20 protein-coding genes are annotated in these 24,424 nt (G+C 62.5%); 7 read left to right on the top strand and 13 right to left on the bottom strand.

Going from position 1 to position 24,424, the window contains the following annotated elements:
• The first annotated feature begins 14 nt into the window (after positions 1-14).
• From M1D51_RS05055 to M1D51_RS05045, 3 genes are read left to right on the top strand one after another with little or no spacing between them, the layout of a single operon-like run.
• Positions 15-1,040: a glycosyltransferase family 4 protein gene (locus tag M1D51_RS05055; protein ID WP_458108770.1), complete on the top strand. Its 1,026-nt coding sequence runs from the start codon at positions 15-17 to the stop codon at positions 1,038-1,040.
• The gene (locus tag M1D51_RS05050; RefSeq protein ID WP_458108769.1) at positions 1,037-2,095 is read left to right on the top strand and encodes a polysaccharide pyruvyl transferase family protein; all 1,059 of its coding nucleotides are present in this window, start codon (positions 1,037-1,039) and stop codon (positions 2,093-2,095) included. The genes M1D51_RS05055 and M1D51_RS05050 overlap by 4 nt, the downstream gene beginning before the upstream one ends.
• A complete protein-coding gene (locus M1D51_RS05045) occupies positions 2,092-3,228 on the top strand; it encodes a hypothetical protein (protein WP_458108768.1) in 1,137 nt (378 codons plus the stop codon). The genes M1D51_RS05050 and M1D51_RS05045 overlap by 4 nt, the downstream gene beginning before the upstream one ends.
• A 9-nt stretch (positions 3,229-3,237) precedes the next feature.
• Here the strand turns inward: M1D51_RS05045 and lepB are convergent, their stop codons facing one another.
• The 4 genes from lepB to M1D51_RS05025 form a co-directional block, all read right to left on the bottom strand.
• Positions 3,238-3,939, bottom strand: coding sequence for a signal peptidase I (gene lepB / locus M1D51_RS05040; protein WP_458108767.1), 702 nt, complete (start codon positions 3,937-3,939; stop codon positions 3,238-3,240).
• A gap of 2 nt (positions 3,940-3,941) precedes the next feature.
• A complete protein-coding gene (locus M1D51_RS05035; protein WP_458108766.1) occupies positions 3,942-5,060 on the bottom strand; it encodes a hypothetical protein in 1,119 nt (372 codons plus the stop codon).
• Between the two features lie 144 nt (positions 5,061-5,204).
• Positions 5,205-5,846, bottom strand: a complete 642-nt coding sequence (locus M1D51_RS05030; RefSeq protein WP_458108765.1) for a hypothetical protein — start codon at positions 5,844-5,846, stop codon at positions 5,205-5,207.
• A gap of 189 nt (positions 5,847-6,035) precedes the next feature.
• Entirely contained in the window at positions 6,036-6,920 is an 885-nt protein-coding gene (locus tag M1D51_RS05025) for a helix-turn-helix domain-containing protein (protein ID WP_458108764.1), read from the bottom strand.
• A gap of 139 nt (positions 6,921-7,059) precedes the next feature.
• Here M1D51_RS05025 and M1D51_RS05020 point away from each other — a divergent pair, with 139 nt between their 5' ends.
• Positions 7,060-8,589, top strand: a complete 1,530-nt coding sequence (locus M1D51_RS05020) for a tyrosine-protein kinase domain-containing protein (protein ID WP_172324212.1) — start codon at positions 7,060-7,062, stop codon at positions 8,587-8,589.
• Positions 8,586-9,215: an arsenate reductase/protein-tyrosine-phosphatase family protein gene (locus M1D51_RS05015; protein WP_458108763.1), complete on the top strand. Its 630-nt coding sequence runs from the start codon at positions 8,586-8,588 to the stop codon at positions 9,213-9,215. Before M1D51_RS05020 ends, M1D51_RS05015 begins: the two co-directional genes overlap by 4 nt.
• Here the strand turns inward: M1D51_RS05015 and M1D51_RS05010 are convergent.
• The gene (locus M1D51_RS05010) at positions 9,212-9,625 is read right to left on the bottom strand and encodes a VanZ family protein (RefSeq protein WP_458108762.1); all 414 of its coding nucleotides are present in this window, start codon (positions 9,623-9,625) and stop codon (positions 9,212-9,214) included. The genes M1D51_RS05015 and M1D51_RS05010 overlap by 4 nt on opposite strands.
• A 267-nt stretch (positions 9,626-9,892) precedes the next feature.
• Between M1D51_RS05010 and M1D51_RS05005 the strand changes: the two genes are divergently transcribed.
• Together M1D51_RS05005 and M1D51_RS05000 are read left to right on the top strand one after the other, a co-directional pair.
• On the top strand, positions 9,893-13,279 hold the full coding sequence (locus tag M1D51_RS05005) for a response regulator (RefSeq protein ID WP_458108761.1): 3,387 nt from the start codon (positions 9,893-9,895) through the stop codon (positions 13,277-13,279).
• On the top strand, positions 13,276-14,187 hold the full coding sequence (locus M1D51_RS05000; protein WP_458108760.1) for a GGDEF domain-containing response regulator: 912 nt from the start codon (positions 13,276-13,278) through the stop codon (positions 14,185-14,187). The genes M1D51_RS05005 and M1D51_RS05000 overlap by 4 nt, the downstream gene beginning before the upstream one ends.
• A 36-nt stretch (positions 14,188-14,223) precedes the next feature.
• On the opposite strand, the gene M1D51_RS04995 is transcribed toward M1D51_RS05000, so the two are convergent.
• The 8 genes from M1D51_RS04995 to M1D51_RS04960 all read right to left on the bottom strand — a co-directional run bounded on the left by M1D51_RS04995 (position 14,224) and on the right by M1D51_RS04960 (position 24,190).
• Positions 14,224-15,438, bottom strand: a complete 1,215-nt coding sequence (locus M1D51_RS04995; protein ID WP_458108759.1) for a hypothetical protein — start codon at positions 15,436-15,438, stop codon at positions 14,224-14,226.
• Positions 15,439-15,574: 136 nt separating this feature from the next.
• The gene (locus tag M1D51_RS04990) at positions 15,575-16,891 is read right to left on the bottom strand and encodes a hypothetical protein (RefSeq protein WP_458108758.1); all 1,317 of its coding nucleotides are present in this window, start codon (positions 16,889-16,891) and stop codon (positions 15,575-15,577) included.
• Between the two features lie 5 nt (positions 16,892-16,896).
• On the bottom strand, positions 16,897-18,480 hold the full coding sequence (locus M1D51_RS04985; protein ID WP_458108757.1) for an ArnT family glycosyltransferase: 1,584 nt from the start codon (positions 18,478-18,480) through the stop codon (positions 16,897-16,899).
• Complete coding sequence (locus M1D51_RS04980; RefSeq protein WP_172325037.1) at positions 18,477-19,286, bottom strand: PIG-L deacetylase family protein; 810 nt, start codon at positions 19,284-19,286, stop codon at positions 18,477-18,479. Before M1D51_RS04980 ends, M1D51_RS04985 begins: the two co-directional genes overlap by 4 nt.
• The gene (locus tag M1D51_RS04975) at positions 19,287-20,432 is read right to left on the bottom strand and encodes a glycosyltransferase family 4 protein (RefSeq protein WP_253951614.1); all 1,146 of its coding nucleotides are present in this window, start codon (positions 20,430-20,432) and stop codon (positions 19,287-19,289) included. It lies immediately after the preceding gene.
• Complete coding sequence (locus M1D51_RS04970) at positions 20,429-21,997, bottom strand: lipopolysaccharide biosynthesis protein (protein ID WP_458108756.1); 1,569 nt, start codon at positions 21,995-21,997, stop codon at positions 20,429-20,431. Before M1D51_RS04970 ends, M1D51_RS04975 begins: the two co-directional genes overlap by 4 nt.
• 46 nt (positions 21,998-22,043) lie before the next feature.
• Positions 22,044-23,486, bottom strand: coding sequence for a glycosyltransferase family 4 protein (locus M1D51_RS04965; RefSeq protein ID WP_458108755.1), 1,443 nt, complete (start codon positions 23,484-23,486; stop codon positions 22,044-22,046).
• Complete coding sequence (locus M1D51_RS04960; protein ID WP_309138415.1) at positions 23,483-24,190, bottom strand: glycosyltransferase; 708 nt, start codon at positions 24,188-24,190, stop codon at positions 23,483-23,485. Before M1D51_RS04960 ends, M1D51_RS04965 begins: the two co-directional genes overlap by 4 nt.
• Positions 24,191-24,424 lie beyond the last annotated feature (234 nt).

Below are 24,424 nucleotides of genomic sequence, written 5' to 3'. Positions count from 1 at the left end.
ACCGACTCAAGCAAGTGTCGTTCCCCTCCCGGATTCTCTCCCGCCACGTCGGCGGGAACACCACCTATGCACGGGAAATCGCCAAAGGGCTTGAGCTCAGGGGCGTCGAGATCAGCCAACTCAGGTCCTCCAAGCGTGCGGCGCTGACTGCCCTCATGGAGACCTGGCAGGGTCTCACGGTGCCCGCAAAGCCAGGCTTGGTGCTGCACTACAGTGCTGACACCGGCCCTTTGCTGCCTACCCGCGCCCCCTCTGTGGTGACCGTCCACGGCGTCGCCAGCCGCTGGATCACGACGGCCAGGTCAGCGCAGCAGGAAAGAATCTGGCGAACCCGGGTACAACGGGCCATCCGCTCAACCGATGCAGTCATCACTGTCTCCCAGTCCAGCGCAGACGATGTCGCCCAGGTGTTCGGGATGGATCCGGCACTCATCACGACGATTCCCCACGGCATTGATACCGAATACTTTGCCCGGCCTCGGGCCCTCGGGGAACGGCTTCAACATCTTCGATCCACCCCCTATGTCCTGTACCTCGGAAACATAGAACCCCGGAAAAACCTGATCGAACTTGTCCGGGCGTTCGCACTCCCCGGACTGAAGGACCTGGGGGTGAAGCTGGTGATCGCGGGAAAGCCGGCGTGGAACGCCACTGAACCCATGGCGGCAATCGAGTCTGCCGGAATCGAATATCTGGGTTTTGTCGACGATGACGAGCGGGTAGCGCTCATGCAGCATGCCGCACTCTTTGCGTTCCCAAGCCTCTATGAGGGTTTCGGTTTCCCCGTTCTCGAAGCATTGGCCTCCGGAACCCCGGTCATCTGTTCGGACCGGGGGTCCCTGAAGGAAGTTGCTGGTCCGTCGCTCTTGTTCGAGGACACCGATGCTGAATCAATCGCCCGGGGCATTGCAGGGGCCCTCGGCAGTTCCGCATCAACAGAGCAGGCCCGCGCGGCCGGCCTCGCCTGGGCACGGCGATTCAGCTGGGATGCCAGCGTTGAGGCGCATACCGCGGTTTACGAGAAGGTGTTGCAGCGATGAAGGTCCTGATTCTCCACGGCTACAGCGCCGACAACATTGGCGACGGCATGCTGGTCACCGAGGCAATCGAACTCATCAACTCGACGTTCCCCGCCGAGCCCATCGATCTCACACTGTGTGCCTCGGATCCCGACAGTTTTGATCTCCCGGGTGTATCGCTGCGCCGAAGCAAGCCGAGCCTCCGGGGCTATGACCGCGACTATTTGGCCACCCTGGGAAGCCTTGGCAGCTTCGACCTCATTGTGGGCGTTGGCGGTGGATACCTCCGCGGCGGTAACTGCATTGAGCTTGCCAAAGCACTGTTGGTCCATGGCGTGCAGCTGCGGGCGGCGAGCCGCCACGGGGCGAAAGTTGTTTACCTTCCGCAGAGCATCGGTCCCCTGCGACTGGCCAGCGCCCCTTGGTTCCGGCGGCATTTGGGCCGCCTCAGCCGCGTCTGGGCACGCGATGAGCGCACCGTCCAGGAGCTCGGGCTGCCGACCGTCGTCGGGCGTGTGCCCGACATGGCAGTCCTGCGCGTTGCGGCGCGAACCACACATTCAGTGGAACCTACTCCCGTGTATTCGGTCAGGAACCTCCGCGGCGGCCTTCCCGCGCCGATCGTTGAGCTGGCGGGCTTGCTCGGATCGTTCGACGGATACGTGCAAAGCCAGACCGGCGGAAACCAGGACCTCTCCCCCATGCAGAGCCTCGAACCGCGGCGGATCCTCAGCCGCGGGGACTTGCTGGAGGGCACATCCGCCAAGCGGGTAGTAGTAGCCGTGCGGTTGCATGCTGCCCTCATGGCCTTGCAAGCGGGCCATTACGTTGTTCATCTGTCCTATGAGCGAAAAGGTTTTGCGGCGTTCGAGGATCTGGGGCTCAAAGACTTCGTCCACAACGCCTTCGCCTTTGATCCGGAAACTGTGCACACCCAGGTTGAACGCCTGTTGACCGATGAGGTCGCCCGCACCGAATACGACGCAGCAGTCAACCGTGCCGCCGCAAACACGGGCGAGGCCTACACGGCCTTGGGTGAGAGCCTTCACAATGCCGTCCAGGGCATCAAAGCATGACCACTGCTACGGCCACCCGGAGCAGCGTGCTCCAATCGTTGGTCATGGTCGCATCAGGAGCTGTCACAGCGATCGTTCCTGCAGCATTCCAAGCAGTTGCAGCCAGGCTGTTCGCCCTGGAAGGACAGGCACATATAGCCCTGATCCTGAGCATCGGTTCCTTTTGCGCCGGTGTCATTGCAGCAGGCCTCCTGGAACCACGGATGGCCGATTCGCAATTGGCCGAGAAGACCTACATCCCGGCGTGGGCTACGGTCCTGGGCGTCGCGGGAACGCTGGCGATGATGATTTTCCCAAGCTCCATTGCAGCCTTGGCCTTTGGTTTGCCGTGCGCCATGGTGGCCCTGCAGATAGGCCGGATGCATGCCGCCTACACGGCCGGGTGGAAGATGGAGGCGTTGACTGCCACCGCGCTGGTCCTTGGCGCCGGAACCGCCATGATCCTTGCACTACACGATTCACCGTGGGCCGTCGCGGTCCTGGGCGCATCCATGGCAGCCGCGATCGCAATCCGCGCCCTGAAAACCCCGTATAAAGCATTGGGCCGGCCACGGTTTGCGCCAACGGCCTGGATCACCCTTGAGACCGCTATGGTGGCCCTGGTTCCGTTGGGGATCGTAGCAACTGTGTACCTTCTTCAGCGGGATGAGGAAGCTGTTGCCCTCAAGGCCACCATCACTGTCCTCGGCGCGCTTCAACCCATCCTGGGGTACATGCGGACGCGGCTGCTCGGAGCGGAATCCAAGAGTCTCGCCTTGGGCATGTCCGCCCTCAGCATCGTGGCCATTGCGCTCATTCTGGTCCTGGAAGTCCTTGGCGTCTTCCAGGCATTGTTCGGCTCCGCGTGGAACGTGGTGACACTCGGCGCCCTATCACTGGCCTGCCTCTGGAAACTGGTCAGCATCCCGGGGACGCTGCCCTTCACGTACCTGCGGCGGGCCGGGATGGTGGGCCAGGTCTTCTGGATTCGGATCGTGTCTTCGTTGTTGTATCTCGCGGTCAGCGTGGCTTTGATTCTCTGGAGCGACTCCCTGGCGGTGCTTTTCCTGGGGCTTACCGTCGTGGAGTCCGTAACGGGCCTGTTGCTGTACGCGCGGTACCGCTCGGTCTCAAGGGCAACCCGGGCCGCCTGACGCCTGGCCTTACTCCGGTGGTCCCCACGTGTCGAAGGGAAAGACCCGCCAGTCCACCCGCCCCGTGATTTCCCCCCGATGGACAGTCCTGACGCAGTCGGCAGCGGCTGCCGGATTCCTGCAGGCTGCAACGGAGTCTTCCGAGTTTGACCGGTGGTCACCCAACATTAGGTATTGGTCCTCGCCGAGGAGCAGCGGCTCAAAGCAGCGGGGCGAGTTTACCGCCGTCGAGCAGTCAAGTGAGCCCGGGTGCAACGGAAAATCCTGATAAACATACGGTTCTCCGATAACGTCACCATTGACCATGACCGAGCCGGCGGCGTCGCAGCATTCAACCGTGTCACCAGGCACCCCGATGATCCGTTTGACCAAATACTCCGTGTTGCCCGGGCCGATGCCGGTCAGTTCACCGAACCAGCCCACACTGCTGCGCAGGAAGCTGCGGTCAGGTGCCGGCCCCCAGCTTGGCGGCTTGCTGAAGACAACCACGTCCCCGCGTTCGGGGGCTGCAGCGAAGTAGGCGGTCCGGTTCACCAACACGCGGTCGCCCACGTTGAGGGTTTGCTCCATGGAGCCTGTGGGCACATGGTAGATCTTCACCAGGAAGCCTTGGACCAGTGCCACCAGGATCAACGCCAGCAGTGCGTGGCTCCACGGTGAACGGAGCAATCGACGACGCCGGCGGGCAGCTTGCGTAGTAACGGGCGCCATTGTTACGTGGCCGGGATGCGTACGAGCAGCCCCGCATCGGCAAGAGTCGAGAGAACCTGCACCACCGCTTGGTCGAGGTTCTGTTCAGGGGGAGCACCGAATTCGAACTCCACCTCTCGGGCAAGCGAATCAAAATCACGGCCCTCGCAAATCGACCTCCAGACCAGCGGGCCCACGCCATCCAAGACGTGCACAACGCGGTTTCCATCCAGGATGGCGGTCAGGCCACCGGCTTCCACTGCGTCCAGAACGGAGGCAGGAACGTACGACTCCGCTGCCAGGGGATTCCGCACGCCGACCGTTTCCTCCATGGGCAGGACGGCCTCCCACGCCTCGGGTTGTTCCCGCGTCAACAACTCAGGGACCAGGGGCAGGACCTCATGTGCCTCACGGTAAATGACCTGCCGAATGGCGCCGCAGCGGTCTACGTGGGTAGCAATGGTCTGGAGCGGCTTGTCCATGTCGGCCAGATAGCTGATCTCGGGGACGATCGCTACCAGGGCCTCGCACAGTCCCAAGGTGCCGATCCCGGGCTCCCCGGTGAAACCATCCAGCCGGGACACCAGAACCAACCCGGCCAGCATGAGCGGGGCAGCCGGGAGCCCGCCAAGACCCAGGGCAGAAGGGGCCAGTTGCTCTTTGTACATCGCACCGGGCCGGATCACCGAAAGTGGTTTCCTGTAGGGGTGCACTGTGCCATCGGCCTCGATGCCAACGGTCTCATCGGTGACATAGCCGTATTCCGCACCGAGGTGCCGCGCCAAGGTGGTCTTGCCCCTGCCGGACGGACCGATGAACGCCAGCACCTTGCCGGAGGGGTGGGCAATTCCGGCAGCATGCAGCATCAGCAGGCGGCCCCGTTGTGCCTCGATGGCTGCCAAAGTTGTGCGGGTGGAAAGCTCCGCTACGGAACCTGGGAGTCCGTCGTCGTCCGGGAAAGGCCAAAGCAGTCCGGGGACGCTATCCTCAACGCCACGAGCATCGCTATTTTTGGCAAGTGCATCGGACCAGGGGCTCCGGAGTTTTCCAAGTCGGCCTGCATCAACCTGTTGTTCCGAAAAATCGAATCGAATCCTGACTAAACCGCCCAGTGCATCGATCAGGATGTCATCGGTTTGCATTTCCCCCACCTAAGATCAGCAGGCCACACCAAGCGAAAGTTATTCTGTTGGCGGCCTTCAAATACCCTAATCCGCATTACTGGAACGCACGAAAACGCGTCAGCCCAAGGACTGACGCGCTTTCGCAGTAGTTTATAAAAAGGCCTAGAGCAGACCCGCACCAACCGGGACGGAGATGCTGCTCGTAGCGGTCAAGGTACGGCCGCCAATAACCACGGTTACCGTGACAGGGAACGTTGCCAAAGCACTGATGGCAAGTCCAGTGCTGGTACCTGCCAGTCCAAAGACAATGGGAACGTTCAGCGTGCCGTTGCTGGCGACCGTGACGGGTACGCTGTTGGTCCAGGTAGTGGCCGGGAAACCGAACTGTCCAACGATGGGAGCCGACTGGTATACAGCTGTGCGCTGGCCGGCAGTGGTGAGGGCGCCGTCGAAGGAATAGACGCCGAAACCGCGAGCCCGTCCAACGGTGATGTTGATGCCGGCAGGACGCGCAACCGAGACAGTGACGGTAGCGGTTTCCGTTACCCCGCCCGGACCGTTTGTGAACGTAAGGATGGTGGGAACGGTGACCAGGGCCTGAGCGGTCAGCGTGCCGCCGCCATCCAGCAGGTTGAGGCTGAGGAGGTCCGTGGTTGAAGCCGTGAAGGCAAGGCTCAAAGTGTTCACGGACGCTACAGCGGCCGGAGCAGCCACGGCGGCGGCGATAACGGGCACGGACCAGGCGGCGCCCTTGACGACTGCGCGGCGGGAGTGCGGCTTGGAAACGGTAACTTCGTCGCTCATTGCTCTTCTTTCAACTCGGAATGAAAACCATCGGTTGGAATCCAGCACATGCCGAGTTCCCCCATCAGGAATAGACATTACCCACGCATTTTTGGCTGGAAGCGACAGATTCGGCCCCTGCGGTAACTTTGTCGCTGAACGGTTCAAGGTCTGCGCGAAACGTCCTCTGCCGTCACCGGCAAGCGGCGTTTAGGACGCTGCAGCCTCACTCCCCCGGCGTTCCCTGAGATCCCGCGGCCCGCAGCCGTACAGCTCATCCAAGGCCCTGCGCAGGGCAGCCGTTGTCCCGAAACCGGTCTGCTCGGCGATTTGCTGGACGCTGAGAACGTCATAGCGGGCATCTGTGAGCAGTGTTCGCGCCAACCTGCCGCGCTGCCTGCGGATCTCCGCCGCAATGGAATTTCCCACCTCCGCGAATGCGGCCTGTACCCGGCGCAAGGACGATTGCACAGCCTTTGCCACGGCTTCGGGGTTCAGTTCCCGGTCAGCGCATCGTTGCGCGATGACCGCCATGGCCTGGTCCCGGAGCACTGAGGTCAAGGACGTGGAATCCCAGGAAACCCCACAGTGGTCAAGCAGGAGGCTACCCGTGAGCTCCAGGAGGATCTGCTCGGTGGCATAGAGCTCAATGGCTGAACCGTGCCGGGCGGGCTGATTCAGGATTGCCCCGATGAAGGCCTCAGCAGCATCATCGAGCCGTGAGCGGACGGGAGTGATGGTGACGCTGTCCAGCGCGTGGGGGACGAACGTCTCCGCCGCACTTCTCTGGATCCGGATTCGTTTGGCGTCCGCGTCGCCGATGAACGGAGACGGTAATCCCCTGCCGCCGGGGACCACGACAACCGACTCACCGCCTGGCAGATGCGCCCCCGAGCGCGGATCCCGGATGAGACCTGATGCTACGAAATAGATGTCCACGGTATCGTCAGAACCGGCTGCATCAAGGGCGGTGAAATCCCCCGAAAGTGAACTGATGCTCAGCTCACCAAAAACGCATTCTGCATGCCTCTGAAGACCATGCTGATCCTGCGCGAAGTACACCGCTCCCATTTGAAGAAAGTCAGTATCCTGCATTTTTCATAAACCCCCCATCCCACCGCGAGGTGGGTATCCCCTTTAGGTCAGCACGTTACGATACTTACAACGCAGTGCAAGAACTGCGTTCTTTTGTGTCGACGTGTCGGCGCCCACAAAGCATCAGGGGGACAATTTCATGGAGCTCACGGACTATTGGAAGGTCCTGCGCGCACACTGGATTTCGGTGATTGCCATTACCTTGTTGGGTGGAATAGTCGCTTTCGGCTGGACTTTGACCCAAACCAAGGTCTTCAGCGCCGATGCCAGCGGCATCATCTCCGTGGGCGTCAACAAGGATCTGGGCACGGCCATGGCCGGGGAGAGCTACTCCAAGTCCCGTGCGAAGTCCTACCTGGACGTCGCAAAATCCCGGTCCGTGGCAGAAACCGTCATCAAGGACCTCAAGCTCCAAGGGACCTCGCCTGAGCAACTGATCAGCCGGATCTCGGCCCAGAACCCGCAGGACACCGCCACCCTGAAGTTCTCCGCCCAAGCCAGCAGCCCGGAGGGTGCCCGGGACCTCGCCGAGGCTTGGGTCAGGGGCGTCGCCAAGCAGGTTGCAGAGCTCGAAAAGGGCAGCAACAGCAGCGAAACGTCCATTGTCAGCTTCCGCTCGCTCGATGCCGCACAGCTCCCCACCACTCCTACGTCCCCCAACACCCGGCTGGCCCTGATGATCGGTGTTGTAGCCGGCCTGCTGCTGGCCATCGGGTACGCCCTGCTGCGGAACATCTTCGACCGCCGTGTCCGATCCGCAGCCCAACTCGAAGCCGAGACCGGCGTTGCCGTCATTGGAACCGTTCCGTTCCACAACAATTTCGACGGCGTCAACCGCCTCGTGCTGTCCCGCGGCGGCAATGACCTGGAGAACAAAAACCACCAGGACTACGCCGTAGCCGAGGCCATCCGCGAGCTCCGGACCAACCTCCAGTTCATGGACGTCGACGAGCCGCCCCGCATCATCGTTGTCACTTCCGCACTCCCGGGTGAAGGAAAAACCACGGTGGTAGCCAACCTGGCCCAAACCATCGCAGCCTCCGGCCAACGTGTTGTTGTGGTGGACGGCGACCTCCGACGCCCCACCGTTGCCAAGACCTTCGGACTGTTGGCCAACGTGGGCCTCACCGATGTCCTCATCGGCAGGGCCACGCTCAACGACGTCCTGCAGCCCTGGGGCGAAAGCGGCGATCTCTTTGTGCTCGGCGCCGGCTCCGTACCGCCGAACCCCAGCGAACTTCTGGGCTCCAACGTAATGCGGACCCTGCTGGAAGACATCGCCAAGCACGCGATCGTCCTGGTGGATGCCCCGCCGCTGTTGCCCGTCACCGACGCGGCGATCCTCACCGCCCGCACGGACGGAGCCTTGGTGGTCAGCCGTGCAGGCAAAACCACCTACGACCAACTGAAGAGGGCACTCCAGAACCTCGAACGCGTCAAGGGCAGGCCACTGGGCCTGATCATCAACGGCGTTTCGCGCAAATCCTCCAAGGGCGAGGACTACGGGTACCAGTACTACACGTACTACAACCGCAAGGACACCGGCGAGGAAGCGGCCAAAGCCAACCACGTTCCCGCAGCGGAATCGAGTCCCGTGGCTGCGACAGAGCAGGTCCAGCTGACCGACCAACGCCGCGGCCGTCGTCGTGAAAGCACCAACGCCCTGTGAGCGTGACCAACCACGGCGCCCAGCCGCCGTCGTCCATTTTGACAGTGTGCACAGGGAACATTTGCCGCTCACCGTTGGCCGAACAACTGATCCGCGCCCAGCTCCAGAAGCACGGCGTCAGCAACTTGCAGGTGGTCAGCGCCGGCCTGCACGCCGCATCAGGGGCACCCATGGAGCCCCTCCCGGCTGCCCTGTCCAGGGAGTACGGCGGCAACCCGGATGGCTCGGTGGGCCGGCAGATCTCGGCTGAGGTTGTTGAGGCGGCCAGCCTGGTGCTGACCATGACCCGCAAGCAGCGCGATGAGTTGGTGAAGAAGTATCCCGGCGCTGCCCAGCGCGCGTTCACCATGGCCGAGTTCGCCCGCGCGGCAGCAAATGTCCCTGCCGGCGAAGGTGCAGCAGTTCCCGCGGCTGCCAGTTGGGCGTCGGTGACCGGCGCAGTGACAAGTACTCCCTTGGCCGGTCTGGTCAGCCGCGCGGCAGCCCTCCGTTCAACAGCCGGACTCCGTGACGAGGACGACATCCCCGATCCCATCAACGCCTCCGAGGCTGTGCATCGGGACGTTGCCCTGCGGATAGCCGGGCATTGCGAGGATGTTGCCGGAATCCTCCGGAAGCACCTCTAAGCCGCAAGCCTCTTCATCACCGCAAGGCCCACCAAGGCCCCCACGGTGTTGGCCACCAGGTCCGAGAACGCTGTGACCCGGCCCGGAACCGCCAGCTGCACCGTTTCGATCAACGCCGACGACCCCAGGGCGAGCAGCCCCACGGTCCACCAATTCCAACGGGTTGGCCGGAGGAGGCGGAGGAACGCCCCGAAAGGGATGAACAGGACGATGTTGGCTGCGAACTCCACGCCTACTGCGGCGGTTTCGAGCGGCAGGCCAAGCAGCGAAAGCCACCCGGCAATCACGCCCACAAACCCTGTCACAGTGCCGGCTTCACGCGCCGGCAGGAACACCACCAGGGCCAACGCCACCAGATACAGGCCAAACATGACCTGGATCCAACGATTGGCGATCCTCGGGTAAACCATCACCAATCTCCTCACGGTGTGCGTGCCTGCAGCCATCAACTATAGGGGCTGCCCTTGAAACGTCCGGATTCCTTGCGGCCTGCCCTGCTCTTCGGGCGTGTTTTCGGCGTATGCTCTCCTCAGCGCAGGCAAGACGCGTTGTTCGCTTTTGGTGGGGCCACTTTCTAAGGCAGGGGTTCAGTGGCAGGAGTGAAGCACGGGGTTCTTCCGATGCGCTCGTCGGCACGGCACGGATGGCCGCTTTTTCTGGTGCCCGTAGCGTTGTGCATGGTGCTGTTGGCCGTCGGCCTGACAAGCGGAACAGGAACGACGACGGCGCAACTCGCCGGTGACCTGGCGATCCTTCTGGCAGCGCTCACCGCGCTGATTGCCCATACTCGCGCAGCCAGACGCCGCAAGGACAACTCCGCAGGCCGGTGGTTCATTGTGGCGGGCCTGGCTGTCTGGAGCGCAGGGCAAACCGTCTGGACCATCAACGGCATAGTCCTGGACCACCAGTATCCCTTCCCATCGTTCGCGGATATCGGCTTTGTTTGGTACGCCCTGCCCACGTCCATAGGCCTGGTCCTCCTCTTGAGGGGCCAGGGGCTGCGCTTGCCCCTTCGCCGCACCATCCTGGATGCCGGGGTGGTGGCCAGCTCCACCTTCTTCATCGCCTGGAGTTCCGTTCTGGGGCCATTGGCCGCAGCCACGGACCAGGATGCCTTCTCCCGAATAACCCAGATGGCGTACCCCATCGCGGACGTCCTCATGGTCTCCGTGGTCATCGTCCTGACCATGCGCGCAGCCCGCGGACGCCGGCTGCCGTGGTTGAGCATGGCCCTCGGTTTCTGGATCCTGGCCATCACCGACCTGACATATATGAGCCTCACCCTTCAAGGCATCGCCGGCGTTACAGGCTCCCCCTTGGCCTTGGGATGGGTGCTCGCCTTCCTGCTGGTGGGGCTAAGCCCCCTGCTCCCCGAAGCGGACAGCACGCGGAAGGACGGGCGGGCCTACGCCGCAGCACTTGAGCTGCTCCCCTACGTGCCCGTCTTCAGTGCAGTGTTTTTCTCCCGCAGCCGTCCCATTGGCGAGGACCCCATCCTGTTGGTCACCGGGCTGGTGGTGGTGGCCTTCGTGATCGTGCGGCAGGTGTTGATCGTCGTCGAAAATGTGACGCTGACCCGCGATCTCGAATCGAAAGTAGCCGAACGCACTGCCCAGCTGGAAGGACTCGGTGCGATCGTCAACTCCTCCGGCGACGCCATCATTGGCGAAACACCGGACGGCATCATCACCAGTTGGAACCCCGGTGCCGAGCGAATCTTCGGGTACCGGGCGTCGGAAGCAATCGGCAGGAAGGGTGACTTCTTTGTTCCGGTCCACCTGCTGGAAAAAGAACGCCACGCCTTGGATTCCACTGCCCGGAGCGGGGAAGTGCAGAACTACGAGACCGAGCGGAAGCGTGGTGACGGTGCCACCATCCCCGTCTCGGTGACCCTGTCCCCCGTCCGCAGCGAGAACGGAATCCGCGGCGTCGCCACCATTTCCCGCGACATTACCGAACGCCGGGCTGCCGAAGCTGAACTGCTGGCGGCACGTGAAGCGGCCTTGGAAGCCAGCAGGCTCAAGTCCGAGTTCCTGGCCACCATGAGCCATGAGATCCGGACTCCGCTCAATGCCGTGATCGGTCTGACTTCCCTCATGATGGACACGCCCCTGAGCGAGGGCCAGCGGCAGTACGCCCAAGGAGTCAAGGGCGCCGGCGAAGTCCTGCTAACGCTGATCAACGACATCCTGGACTTCTCCAAACTGGAGGCCGGGAAAGTGGATCTGGACGTCAACGCTTTTGACCCCCGGGCCCTGGTGGACGAGGTGGCTGGGTTGGTTGCAGAGGCAGCCCAGGGAAAGAACCTGGAACTCATCTCCTACTGCCATCCCGATGTTCCGGAGCGCCTGATGGGCGATGCCGGCCGTATCCGGCAAATCCTCCTGAATCTGTCCTCCAACGCCGTCAAATTCACCCCCGCCGGCGAGGTCGAAATCCAGATCTCCGTGGTCAGCCGCGATGCGGACAACGCGTCCCTGAGGTTCGAAGTCCGGGACACCGGCATCGGAATCAGCGCCGCGGACCATCACCGGCTCTTCGAATCGTTCGCCCAGGCAGACGCCTCCACCACCCGCCGCTACGGAGGCACCGGGCTGGGGCTGGCGATCTCCCGGCGGCTCACCGAGGTGATGGGCGGCAGGATTGGTTTGGAAAGCGAACCGGGCACGGGCAGCAAATTCTGGTTTGTCCTGGAGCTTCCCATCGGCCCGGCGCCAACGGACACCGGAACCTTGCCCGCCACACTGACCGGCCGCAGGGTCCTGGTGGTGGACGACAACGCCACCAACCGTTTGGTGCTGGAAAAGCAGCTCGCCAGTTGGGGCATGCAGCCTGTAGCCGTTGCCGACGCCGCCGCCGCCATGGACGAATACCGCACAGCCGTGTTAACACACCACCCCTATGACATCGCCGTGGTGGACATGTGCATGCCCGACACCGACGGCCTGGAACTGGCACGCCAAATCAAGGACGAAAACGACGGCGCCGGATCGCCGGGGATCATCCTGCTGACCTCCACCATGCAAGTGGAAAGGGGCGACCTCCTCAGCGCAGGAATCCGCGAATACCTCACCAAACCCGTGCGAAGCTCAGAGTTCTACAACCGTCTCCTGCGCCTGATGGCCACCCGGATTGTGGGTTCCCCTGCTCAGCCGGTGCAGGTGGAGGCAGCTGCGTCGACTGAGCCGGTCCCGCGCCTGGGCAAACTCCTGGTGGCAGAGGACAACGAGGTCAACCAGTTGGTGGCCCGCGGCATGGCCAACAGGCTGGGTTACAGCGTTGACATTGTGGACGACGGGGCCAAAGCAGTGACCGCAGCCCTTTCCGGGAAGTACGCAGCCGTGCTCATGGACTGCCACATGCCGGTCATGGACGGCTTTGATGCCACCCGCGCCATCCGGGCCAGGAACGGTCACGCGGCCCGCATTCCCATCATCGCCATGACCGCCGGGGCACTGAACGAGGACCGCGAACGTTGCTTCGCCGCCGGCATGGACGACTACATCAGCAAGCCCGTGGACCTCGCCAAGCTCGCTGCTGTCATGACACGCTGGGTTCCGGAACAAGAGCAAACGTCGACGGCGGTGGGCGGCTCCGCGCCCGGGGCTGCGGTGGGCGTCGCGCAGGCGCCGGCGGCAGCATCGGCGTCGAACGTTGGCGTTGACGGCGTTGGTGTTGACGGTGACGTCCTTGCTGGCGCCGCTGTTCTTGACGCCGGCAGACTGCAGATACTCCGCGAACTTGGGCCCGCCGACGGTCTGGGCCTCCTCCCAGAAGCGATCCGGGCCTTTCGGCAAGACTCCCAAACTACCCTGGAAGCCCTGCGTACCGCACTGGGTGCCGGGCAAGGGTCCGCCGTCGAAGCGGCCGCCCACAAACTCGCCGGCGCGGCCTCCAACATTGGAGCAGCCGGTGCCGCAATCCTCTGCAAGGATCTGGAACGGCTGGGCCGCGAGGCAGTGCCGGACCTGGCATCGCTCGGCATGCCGGTCCTGACGCGGTTGCAGACAGAACTCGAGCAGGTGGACCTTGCCCTCGAACGCACTCTCCAAGGAGCTTCATGAAAGTCCTGATCGCCGACGACGACCAGATCTCCCGGATGATCACCAAGGCCGCCGTCGAGCAGTCCGGCCATGAGTGCATCGTAGCGGAGGACGGCGACTCGGCCTGGCAGCTTTACCAGGAAAACAGCCCCGAAGCCGTAGTCACGGACCTCATGATGCCCGGCCTCAACGGGCTGGACCTCTGCCGCGCCATCCGCGCGTCCGAGGAGGACAGTTACACGTACATCATCCTGGTGACCTCGCACGGCTCCCGGCAGGATGTGCTGGCAGGTATGGAAGCCGGTGCGGACGATTACGTCACCAAGCCCTTGGACCCGTTCAGCCTTCACATCAGGCTCCTGGCGGCCCGGAGAATCACCTCGTTGCACGCAGACCTTGCCCGTTACCGTTCGGCATTGGCCGAGCAGGCGCGCACTGACCCCCTCACCAAGCTGCACAACCGGCTGAAACTCACCGAGGACCTGTTCTTACTGCACAGCCGCGATAACCACGACTACTGCCTGGCCATGGTGGACGTGGACAACTTCAAGAGCTACAACGACATCTACGGGCACCAGGCCGGGGATGCCGCGCTGGTAGCCATCGCAACAACCCTTGCCCGCGAAGTCCGGAAGGCCGACGCCGTCTATCGCTTTGGCGGCGAGGAGTTCCTCCTGGTCCTCCACGACCAGTCCCCGGCAACCGCCGCGGCCGTCATGGAACGTGTCCGGTCCACGGTCCATGCCCTGAGGATCGAGCACTCCGGGGATCCTGACGGTGTCCTGACAATCAGCGCCGGAGTCTCGGCCTTCACGGACGGGCACCGGGCGGGCAGCGAGCAACTCCTGCGTGAAGCCGATCTTGCCCTCTACGCGGCCAAGGCCTCCGGCCGAAACCGGGTGACTCTGGCCGATGCCCTCGCGGAATGAACGGGATCAGTGGTTGGAATCAGCACAACGCTGTAATCAGCACAACACTGTATACGTATTTCGGGCGCTGATGTTTCCTGTACCTGAAGGAAGACGATAGTCCCCTGAGCTGCACGCAGTGTTGTCCGTCATTGTCACGTACGTCACAGGCCTTTCGAAGTCAACGGCGCCGCCCGTTGTCTTGATGTCGTTGTTCATAAAAGTGTTGCCCACGATTTGTATGTGGTGGATTTGCTCGGTGCCGTCATAGTAGGCGTCATGTAAGCCCCTAGGAGAACCCCAGACGGTGTTGCCCGAGAGATTGATGTTGTAGATGACTCCGGATCCTCCAGCGAGATCGATCCCTGCACCGTGCCGGCCTCCCCGCACGTTGTTGTTGGCGACTCGGATGTCGTGCACGTCTTCGTCACCAAATGTGTGCACCGCTATGCCGTCGTCGCCATCCGTGCCTTTGCGCTGATCCACGATGTTTCCCACAATGTCACCCTTACTGGTATTCATCGCGTGGATGCCGTCCAACTCCACGTATTTACCGTTGGTGGCTGATTGGGTACTGCTATCCCTGACACACCACCCGGAACCACCAACAAAGGCGATCGAGTAGGTAAACGGATTCTTGGTGTGGACACCCTGGACGAGTGAGTTCGTGGATTCCCGGACATCAATCACGTACTCATTGAGGCGTCCCGCGACATTGCCGTTCAAGGTGTCCCCGGACTGGTCCGCAGTGAAGTGCGACAGCGTTGTATTGTCTGCACCCGCTGTCGTCACGATGGGATATCCACCAGCGGGTCCGGTGTTGTTCGTGAACGAAGGACCTGCCTTGAGGATCGTCCCCACCCCTTGGCCCACCAGCGCTACGTTGTTTTGCATCTGCAGTTTTCCATTGATGATGTAGGTTCCCGTTGCGAGTTTCACCACCCCTCCGCCGGCAATGCCGGCCGCGTTGATTCTGCCTTGGATGCTTGCGGTGTCATCAATGGAGTCGTTGGGGGTGGAAGTGACTGCGAAGATACTGGTGGCACTACTGCCTGTGGCTCCGCTCTGGGTACAGGCAGAAGGCGTCCCGGCAAGAGGCAGCGAACTCTGGACCGGGATCGCTGCTGCTGCCGGAGTGGCGAGGGGTGCCATCCACACCAGTACCAAGAGCACGGGGCCTGCGCCCGACAGGAAACGAGATAGTTGCTTTTTCCGCCAACCCTCGTGGCGTGTTGGCCGAGCAGCCGTGAAGCGAGCGCTGTTATTGGTCATGATGTTCTCCTCATCGATCCTTCAGCAACACGGCTAGCTGTGTTCGAAATTCCCGCGTCCAGCCTGTAATGGGCAGCAGGGTCCGCAACCGACTCACCTAATGAGTGAGGGCACTCCGGCAAACATGACGTCAGGATCAGTAGATCTGTTGGATGACTTCTTTGTAGTCGTCCAGGGTGACGCCACTTTCGCCGTCGTCGAACAGATTCGGTTCAAAGCCGAACAGGAACATGGTCATCCCGCATTCCACGGCACAGCCGGGAGCGGCTCTCAACTGTTCGGCAAGACTGTCCGACACGGAGGAGCCACCGGTGAAAGGGGAGTCGGGGGGACCGGGGTTCTCGCCCACCAGACCGAGTCCCGCACGTCGTGCCACGGCGCTCGTGTAACGGTGGGCGGACCACGATGACACATCTTCCTGGACCACTTTCCCTTCGTCCCCGGGGCTGCATCGGTCTTGGGGATCAATGACGGAACGGGCTGTGACCGCCGAAACGTCATCCAACCCGGTAAAGTCCACGTCCACACCGGGAACCATGGACAACACGGCGAACTGGGCCTGATAGTCCAAGCCCCGTTCCTGGGCATCATCAGGGTTCGCCCGTCCATCCAAATACCCCGCGACAGCTTCTGCTTTGTCAGCTGGCAGGACTCCCCTGCCTGCCACAGGGACGTGTACGCGTCCTTCATAGCCAAGACTCCGCAGCTCGTTGACTTGCCACACCACTGCGTCCACAGCAGATCCGGCATACCAGGCCCACCACTCATGGACCTGTTGGTCTGACACAGCCTGCCCATTCCATACAGCCGAGCCCGGAATCCATCCGGGCATCGGAGAGAGCGGTACACCCTCAGCCAAGCCATAGCCCTTTTGGGGTGCATCGCCGAAAGCCCAAAATTCCCTGTCATTGCCGCCAGCCCCGGGCCCCGGGTAGCCCAACTCCCCGGTGGAGTTTGTCCCGACCCGTATTGCTGCAATGTTCTCCAGACCTTGGTTTGCCGCCAATACCGAGACGAGGCGCGATAGATACCTTTGGGCGGCATTTCTCACTTCGGAGCTGAAGATGAGTTCGGCTCCGCCGCTCCGTGCAACGCCTCCCTCGCTTCCTCTCAGCTCACCCCCTGGCAGCCCTCGCACCCAAGTGGGCGCGTAGTGCAGGCCGGGCGACAGAATCACCTTGATGCTTGCACGACGGCACTGCTCCAGCTGTGCCACGACTTCGCCTGCATACTGGCTGTCCACCCATCCCCTGCGTGGCTCGAAACGGTCCCAGGCCACTGGCAGCTCGACGATCGAGACCCCGGCTTCGCGAAGGGCGGCGAGGCGTTGGGGTTCACAGGTAGCGCCCAAGACTCCAAAAGCGAAGGACTCAGGCGCCGCATGCTGGGATTCTGCACTGCACCCGGCGGTCATAGCGGCCAACATGAGCAACAGCACCATCGAAAGGACCACACGCTTCACCTGTACCCACCTGATACCGGCGGCAGTGTCAGCCCACCTGAAACCGCAGCCTCCAGCTTGGTTCGGTCCAGTCGCCACACAACGGTCTCACCCGACGTTGGTCCGCTAAAGGTAAAGACGGGCGCGGCATTGTTCTGCAGCCACTGCAAAAAGCCAGGCGAAGCAAAACCATACCCTTGGCTTAGCTGCCTGCCTTGGGTAAGAACGTACTGGGCGTCACCGTCCCTCAAGGATTCCAATGAGGGCAGAACCTCCCAGTTCTCATGGGGAAGCAAAGCGAATTCACCCGTCACGGACGTCAAGCCCACTTTCGCCGATGCAGGCAGCTCGGCCATCATCCAACTACGGGCCTGGAACAGCCCGTCATCTACGGCGGAGCGTGCTTGAACCCCCAGAAAGAGACTAAAGCCGGTCATGAGTGCTGTGGCCACTACCACAAACCGTCCAAGCCGGGGCCGCCACGCCACAACCATCACCGCAGCAACGGGTAGTGAGACCAACCCGGCCAGGACCACGCAGTAACCAAATTGTTCTTCCGCAGCTCCAAAAAACACGGAGTAAACACCAACCAGGCCCGTGAAGATTGAGAACAAACCAATGACGCGACGATTCACCGCAGGCGAGGTGGCGGCAATGGCGCCAGCCAGGACGGAAAGTCCCAAGAGCATATAGCTGGTGCCGAACCGTCCCACAAGATCCACGAGGCGGTCTGCGAGGCTTACTTCGGAGACCGAATTGAAACCAGTCATCTGAACCGCGCCCACCATCCTCAGAATGCCTACCGATTTTTGGTCAACAAACTGTGGAAGAAGTCCCATGGCGGTCATGAAAAACAGGTACACCGCATAAGGAACCACCGCTGAGGCGAGAATCCGCCAGGCAGTGAACGGCGGTAGGGTTCTGCGCCACAGCACCCCGGCGACGAGCGGAACCACAGTGAACACGGCTGTCATGTCTTTCATGACGATCGCCAGCCCGAACACCAACCCGGCGCTGATCTCCAGCCACCAGCGTTCCCGTCCCTTCCGGCATTCAAGCGCCATGAGGACCAGGAGCCAACCCGTCAGAACGGCCAACCCGGCCGGCGTTTCCATCATCAAACGGCCGTCCATGCGGAGGAGGAAGGGATCGCTCGCCAGGATCACCCCTGCCACCGCCGCCGCTCTGATGCCCACCAGACGGCAAACCACCAGGAAGCACACGACCACCGTCACTGCCCCCAGGATGCTGTTGACCCACCGCAACTGCAGCGCCAGATCCATCGAATTCCCTTGAAGGCCAAAGCCACGGATGACCAGGGCGTTGAGGGCGTAGGTGCCCGGCGGGTGCAGGAAAAACGGAGCGCCCAGAATTGTTGGCATCTGCCCGTCTGCCATCTGCCGGGCCAGATCTGCGTACGTCACTTCGTCGATGAAGACATCGTTTGCCCGCTGGACTCCAACCACCCGAAATACCAAGGCCAGCAGTCCCACGAGTGCCGCGGCCCGGAATGGGCGCTGAGTTACCTGACGCCGCTTCCCGGCAGAACGTCGCGCTGTGAACCTCAGCGGTGCCGGATCAGCGCGGTGAAGCGAAGTCATTGCACTCCCGACGGCGCTGCGGGCACAAAGTAGGTTTCCGGAATCAGGGGAATCTCCCCTGAAGGAAACAAGGCGTCGGCCTGCGTGGCATACTGCCTGATGCGGCCGGGCTTGGTGTCCAGGCCCCTGTCCCAGGACCACCGCGCCAATCCTCTGGTGGACAGGTACGCTTCATCCGGTCCGGCCACCAGGTCGTAGGGAAAGTCGGAGTACATCACAAGATGGTCCGGGTGGTCCCTGCCAAGGTCGCGGGTGATCAGATGGTCAATGTGACGGCCCACTCCCGCGGGGCAAAAGAGCAGCTCAGCCCCGGTCAGTTCCAAGAGCCCGGCAACACGTTCCCGCAGCAGCCGTACCATCTCCCGGTCCCCTCTGGAGATTCTGCCCAAGGCGATGTCGAACCGGTAGGTGGGGTATCTGTGAGTCAATTCCGGAAGAAGCCTGTCCCAGGCACTGCTTCCCACCATGGCCGGTTTGCTCCGGCGTCGAAACAGCGCATCCACTTCCCCTAGATGCAAGGACTGGACTCCCATGTTTTCCAGCACGGCCCGGTCCTCGGACCTTCTGGCCTCGAAGAGTTCCCCGGCATCCGGGACGGTGCACTGACGCAGGAACGACCCTGCCGCGCGGGTGTGCGGAGCCGGTGATGACTCAGTGAAAAGAGTCGCAACGATAATCTGACGCCCCTGGGCCTGCGCTTCGATGAGAGCCCCGCAGGACAACACAGCATCGTCCAGATGGGGTGACAAGAACAGCCAGGGAGCGTCTCCGGCCAGGGAACGATCAACTCTGGATTGGAACTGCATTCAGGCCCTTTCTGCACGGCGGAGTAGCTCCTGCCGGGGTTGGGAGGTGTTCAGTTCAGCAAGTGCTGTGACGTAGGCCTGGGCTTGCAGGTCTGCGAGCGCATCCCAGTCGTAGCCGGCGGCAAACAGGCGACCTTCGGCAGCCACCTGCTCCAGCCCAGCCTGGGAATAACGGGTGGCGATCTCATGGGCGAAAGCAGTGACATCGAAGGGGGTGACAAGCCATCCGGTCCCAGCAGGGAGGATCTCTCTGAGGCATGGGATATCGAAAGCAATTACTGGCGTACCAGAAGCCAAGGCATCAATGGCCACCAAGCCGAATGTCTCGTGCCGGGAAGGCACCACCACCAGACGGGCCTCGCTGATGGTCGTGAACTTCCTTTCCCCGGACAACCAGCCCAGCAGCTGAACACGTTCGGACAGACCCGCTTCCTGGACGGCAGCACGCAACCTGTCTTCGTCCGGACCGGTGCCGGCAATCAGCAGATTTCCTTCAACTCTGCTGCACGCTTGGGACCAAGCCTGCAGGAGCAGGTCAAGCCCCTTATGCCCGTACTCCAGACGGCCGATGAAGAGGACATCCTTTCCAACGCGCGGCGGGTTGCGCCACACGCATGGGTCCACACCATTGCCGATCACGTCCACATGAACGTCTGGATTCAGTTTCTTCAACCGTTCGGCTATGCCCTGCGAAACAGCGATGAGTCTTCGGTGCTTCCGTACCCCCAGCCGCTCCATCCAATGCAGCGGCAACTTGTACTGCCGGGCCTTGTCCCTGGCATGGAGCCACTGGACAACTCCAATGGTGGGACGTTGGGTCCATAGCGGGGCTGCCATGGTGGAAAACGGGGCGAAAAAATCTTCCACCACCAAGTCAATCGATGATCGGCGCCGGCTCGCTTCGAAAGGCAGCCGTGCCACGTAGGCCACCAACCGGGTCAGCCGATTGCGGCCGGATCCATACCCGATCGGCACGTAGTGCACACCGTCCTCCACGCGTTCCGTCCAGCCCGGATACCGGGTGGTGAGCACCGTGACCTGGTAACCCTTTGCTGCCAGCCGACGGTTGATTTCGTGGGTCCGCACGGATCCTCCGCCGGCCCCGGGCATGCCCGGATCTTCGAATCCCAAATGCAAAACTCTCATAGCTGTCTTTCCATCCTTCGGGCGTTGGGAGGCCATGGACTGTGGTCGCCGTGACTATGGCGGACATCTCCGCGCTTGACAGCCCGGCGGCGGCTGCCACCGGCCCGATCGCCAGCCGACCGCCCGCTGGCTTCCCGGCGTCGTCGTGAAATTTTGAAGTCGTTTCTGTGCGGCAGCAGCCCCCGTTGATGAGCGAGAACCATGAGGCCGCTGACAGTGGCCAGGGCCAGCCACACCAAGGGCTGGACCTGGGCGGCCACAGCGAGCGCCACTATCAAGGCGCCGGCCAGAAGCAGGAACGGGCCGGCGCCCCGGCCGGGGTGAGCCGCAATGAGTACCGGGCGTGCCAGGAGAGCCAGCACACCACCGGCCATGACGGCTCCCACTGCGGAGCCCACAGCCATGCCGGTGACTGCATTGACTTGCCAGCCAACCCACAGGCCGCCCACCACCAACACACTCGCGCAGGCCAAGCCAATCTGGCATCGGCGATAGGCCCGCAAAGCAAGCAGGACCGTGGACACAACCATGAGGACCGCGTAGCCCAGGCCGGAAGCAGCCAACCAGGGCAGGAGCCCCAGGGAACCGTGGTACTTCTGAGGAACAATGAATCCGGCCATCAACGGCGGGGCTGTAGCGATGATGGCGAAGGCCACCACGGCAAGTTGCCCGAATGAGGCAAAGGCTGCACCCAGGACCTCACCTGCTTTGGCACCGGGCGTGCGCAGCAACGGGAAGGCCACCAATGCGGTTCCGGCTGCCACATAGACCGGCCCTTTGGCGATGGTCGCAAGCGCCTGGAAGCCTGCAGCTTCGGCCGAGCCGCCGTCCAGGAAGCCGACCACCACGACGTCGACGCCCACCAACACAGAGACAACGCCGAGAACGGAGGCGATGTCACTGGTTTCGGCCCATCTCCACTTCTCCAACAGAACCCGCGGACGCCACCGCAGGTCCCGGTAGAAGGACCACGGCACCACCAACGGTGCCAGGCATCCCACAACGAAGCCGAACACTGCTCCCCCCGCACCCCATGCCATGGCAATCACCACGATGCTGAAGATGAGCCTCAAGAGAACCTCACCCACGGTGGAGAGTGCGTACCAGGTGAAACGGAGCTCGCCCTGCAGCCACCCCGCGGGTGCATTCGCCAGGAAGATGACGAAGGCTGCGAGCGCCACCACTGCGGCCAGGCCGGGGTCGGCGAGCGCGAGCGTCACGCTGCCTGAGATCGCTGCCGCGGCAACTCCCGCCAGGCAGGAAACGAAGACCGAGAACGCAACGCCATTACGGCGCTCCTCGGAACCTGCCGGGTGGACGGCAACAACGTGGGACAAAGGAAGCGGGACCAAAGCATTGGCCACGATTCCCACAACCCCCAGGATCATCGCTGCGGCGGCGAACATGGTGTAGTCCGCAGTGTCCAGCTTGGTGGCCATGAGGAGGGTACAGGCGTAACTCATGACGCCTACAACCCCTGCCGACACTGCGAGGAAGCCGCTGTTCGCGGCGATTCCCGGGTCTTTGTCCGAAGCCCTCCGGTTTGCCCTGGGTCTTTGACGCACAGCAAGAGTCATTGTTTTCTGGGATGGATCCATGGATGAACGCCCGTTACTGGCCGTCAAAGGCATCGGCGGGAGTGAAAGCGCTCCCGGGACCGGCCAGCAAAGCAGTGCGTCCGGCGGAACGGACCTCCGCAGAGGTCACGCCAATTCTTTGCATGGCCGCGAAGGCCTCGAACTCGTCACGTCCCTTCATCAGGACAGCGAGCTGTCCGTCCTCGGTGACAGCAACTTCATCCGTCCTGCGGAGGATGGACTGAAGATCGGCATCCTCGGGCCGCTCGAAGCGCACCAAGGTGGACAGGTCAGAGTGGCATGAACGCGGGTCCCCACCATCACGCCGCATCTTTTCCTCTTCCAACAGGGCTCCTGTGAGGAGCCTGGTGCTACGGTCCCAGGTGAAACAGCGGGCCCATTCCCGGCACTCAACCGAAACGTCCAGCGCCGCGTCCGGATCATGCATGGCGGTAATTGCCTCGACCAGTGCGACTCCGAATTTCTTGGGGGTGTCCACCAGCCAGCCGGTTCTGCCGTCCACTACCGAATCCCGTATGCCGGGCACTCGCAGGGCAATGCAGGGAACGCCCCACGCGGCGGCCTCGATCACCGAACAACCCCAGCCTTCCGAGGCCGAGGTGGAGGCCGTTAACCAAGCCCGACTCAACAATCTGTCACGGACGTCGTTGGGCTGGTAGCCATGGAACGTTACTGCGTGGTCCAGGCCAAGGTCCATCACCAACTGCTGCAGTCGTGGGCGCTCCGGGCCGTCCCCCACAATGTCCATCCGCAGGTTCTTGACGCTGCGCGCCGCCACAGCAAACTGGCCCATCAGCAGGTCCAGCCTCTTATGCGGCACCAAACGGCTGACGACGGCGATGGTCGGCTCAGGCGCTCGGTCGGCAACGGCATCGGGGATGTCAATGGTTCCGTTCGGCACCACGTGGACAGGACCCGAAAACCCGAGCTTCCTCAACTCCAGCCGGGTGGAGGGCGATACCGCAACAATGGACCGCTGCCCATATACCGTTTTGGCTCCCGAGCTTTCCAAGAACCGGCCCACGGCAGCCAGAGGCGGCGAGAACCTGGTGCGGAACTGCTCCTGGTGTACGTGGTGTATCACCTGGATGATCGGCAGTTCCCGAGGAAGGAACAACGGCGAAAAGAACGGTATCCCGTTCTGGCAATCCACCACGGCATCAAATTGGCCGCCGGTCCGCAGGAGCCTGAGCGCGGCATGTCCATAGATGGACAGCGCTCCGCCTCCCCGCAGGATACGGATGCCATCGATGACGTCCTCCGGCGCCTGGCCGTCGTCGCGACCTGTAAACCAGGTGACCTGGACGCCGTTCTGTACCCACCTCCTGGAAATCTCATGCATGTACTGTTCGGCGCCGCCGGCCTGTGAATGCTGGACGTCGCGCCAGTTGAGCACCAGCACATGCTTTCCTGCGAGAAGGGCCGGGGCGTTTATCTCAGGAAGGCCGGAGGTCATGGTGTTGCCCGCTGAAGTTGGATCACCGAGGCAAAACTGGCTACCCCATCCTGGAAGGGGCGGAACGTTGATGCGGCCCCATCCGTCCATGCCACGGGAAGTTCGATAATGCTGGCGTCGTTGTCCTGCAGGCGCAGCAGAAGCTCAACGTCGAAGGCGAACCCGGTACTGCGGCACTGCACCATGGCTGCGGTGAGGGCATCCCGTTCAAAGAACTTGAATCCGCACTGGGTATCCCGGATGCCTTTGACCTTTGATTTGGTCAGCGCACGGAAGGCCGTGCCTCCCACCCTGCGCCCGAGGTGTTGGGGGCGGACCAGGGTTGAGCCGGGTGCGTGGCGGGAAGCGATCACCGCTGCTGCTCCGTCGGCAAGGTGAGCCATGGTCTCGGTGAGGGTTTCCAGCGGTGTGGCGAGGTCGGCGTCGAAAAAGCCAGTGAACCTGGACGTTCCGCTGAGGAGGCCACGGCGGACCGCGGCGCCCTTGCCCTTCCGGGAGCACCCCACGACGGAAATAGGAACGATGTCCCCTTCTTCCCGCGAGATCCGGCGGACCACTGCGGCAGTTTCATCAACACTGCCGTTGTCCACCACCACAATCCGCGAAGACCACGGCTGGACGGCCAGGAAATCGACGGTTTGTTTCAGGGTGTCGGGGATCCTGGCGGCCTCGTTGTAAGCAGGAATGATTACCTCAAGGTCCACGCTCGAGCGGCGCAGTGAGTCTGAATGTCGACGCGCTTGAAGACTCCCTCTCTTGCCTATGTGCACGCTGTGCTGTTGAAGAAGGACCATCTGAACCTCCATATATCCGGGTACGGCACAAAAACGTGCTCGCAATATAAGGAGTGGTGGCACCCCGGAAGTCATGACGCCAATCCAGCCGTAGTGGTCCAAGTCATGGACCACTCTCAATACGGGAAGCCGGTCCCGGCGCTC

This window comes from Arthrobacter sp. R3-55, from assembly GCF_054161505.1.
Note: the sequence above shows the minus strand (reverse complement) of the source record. Positions and strands in the feature narration are given on the sequence as shown.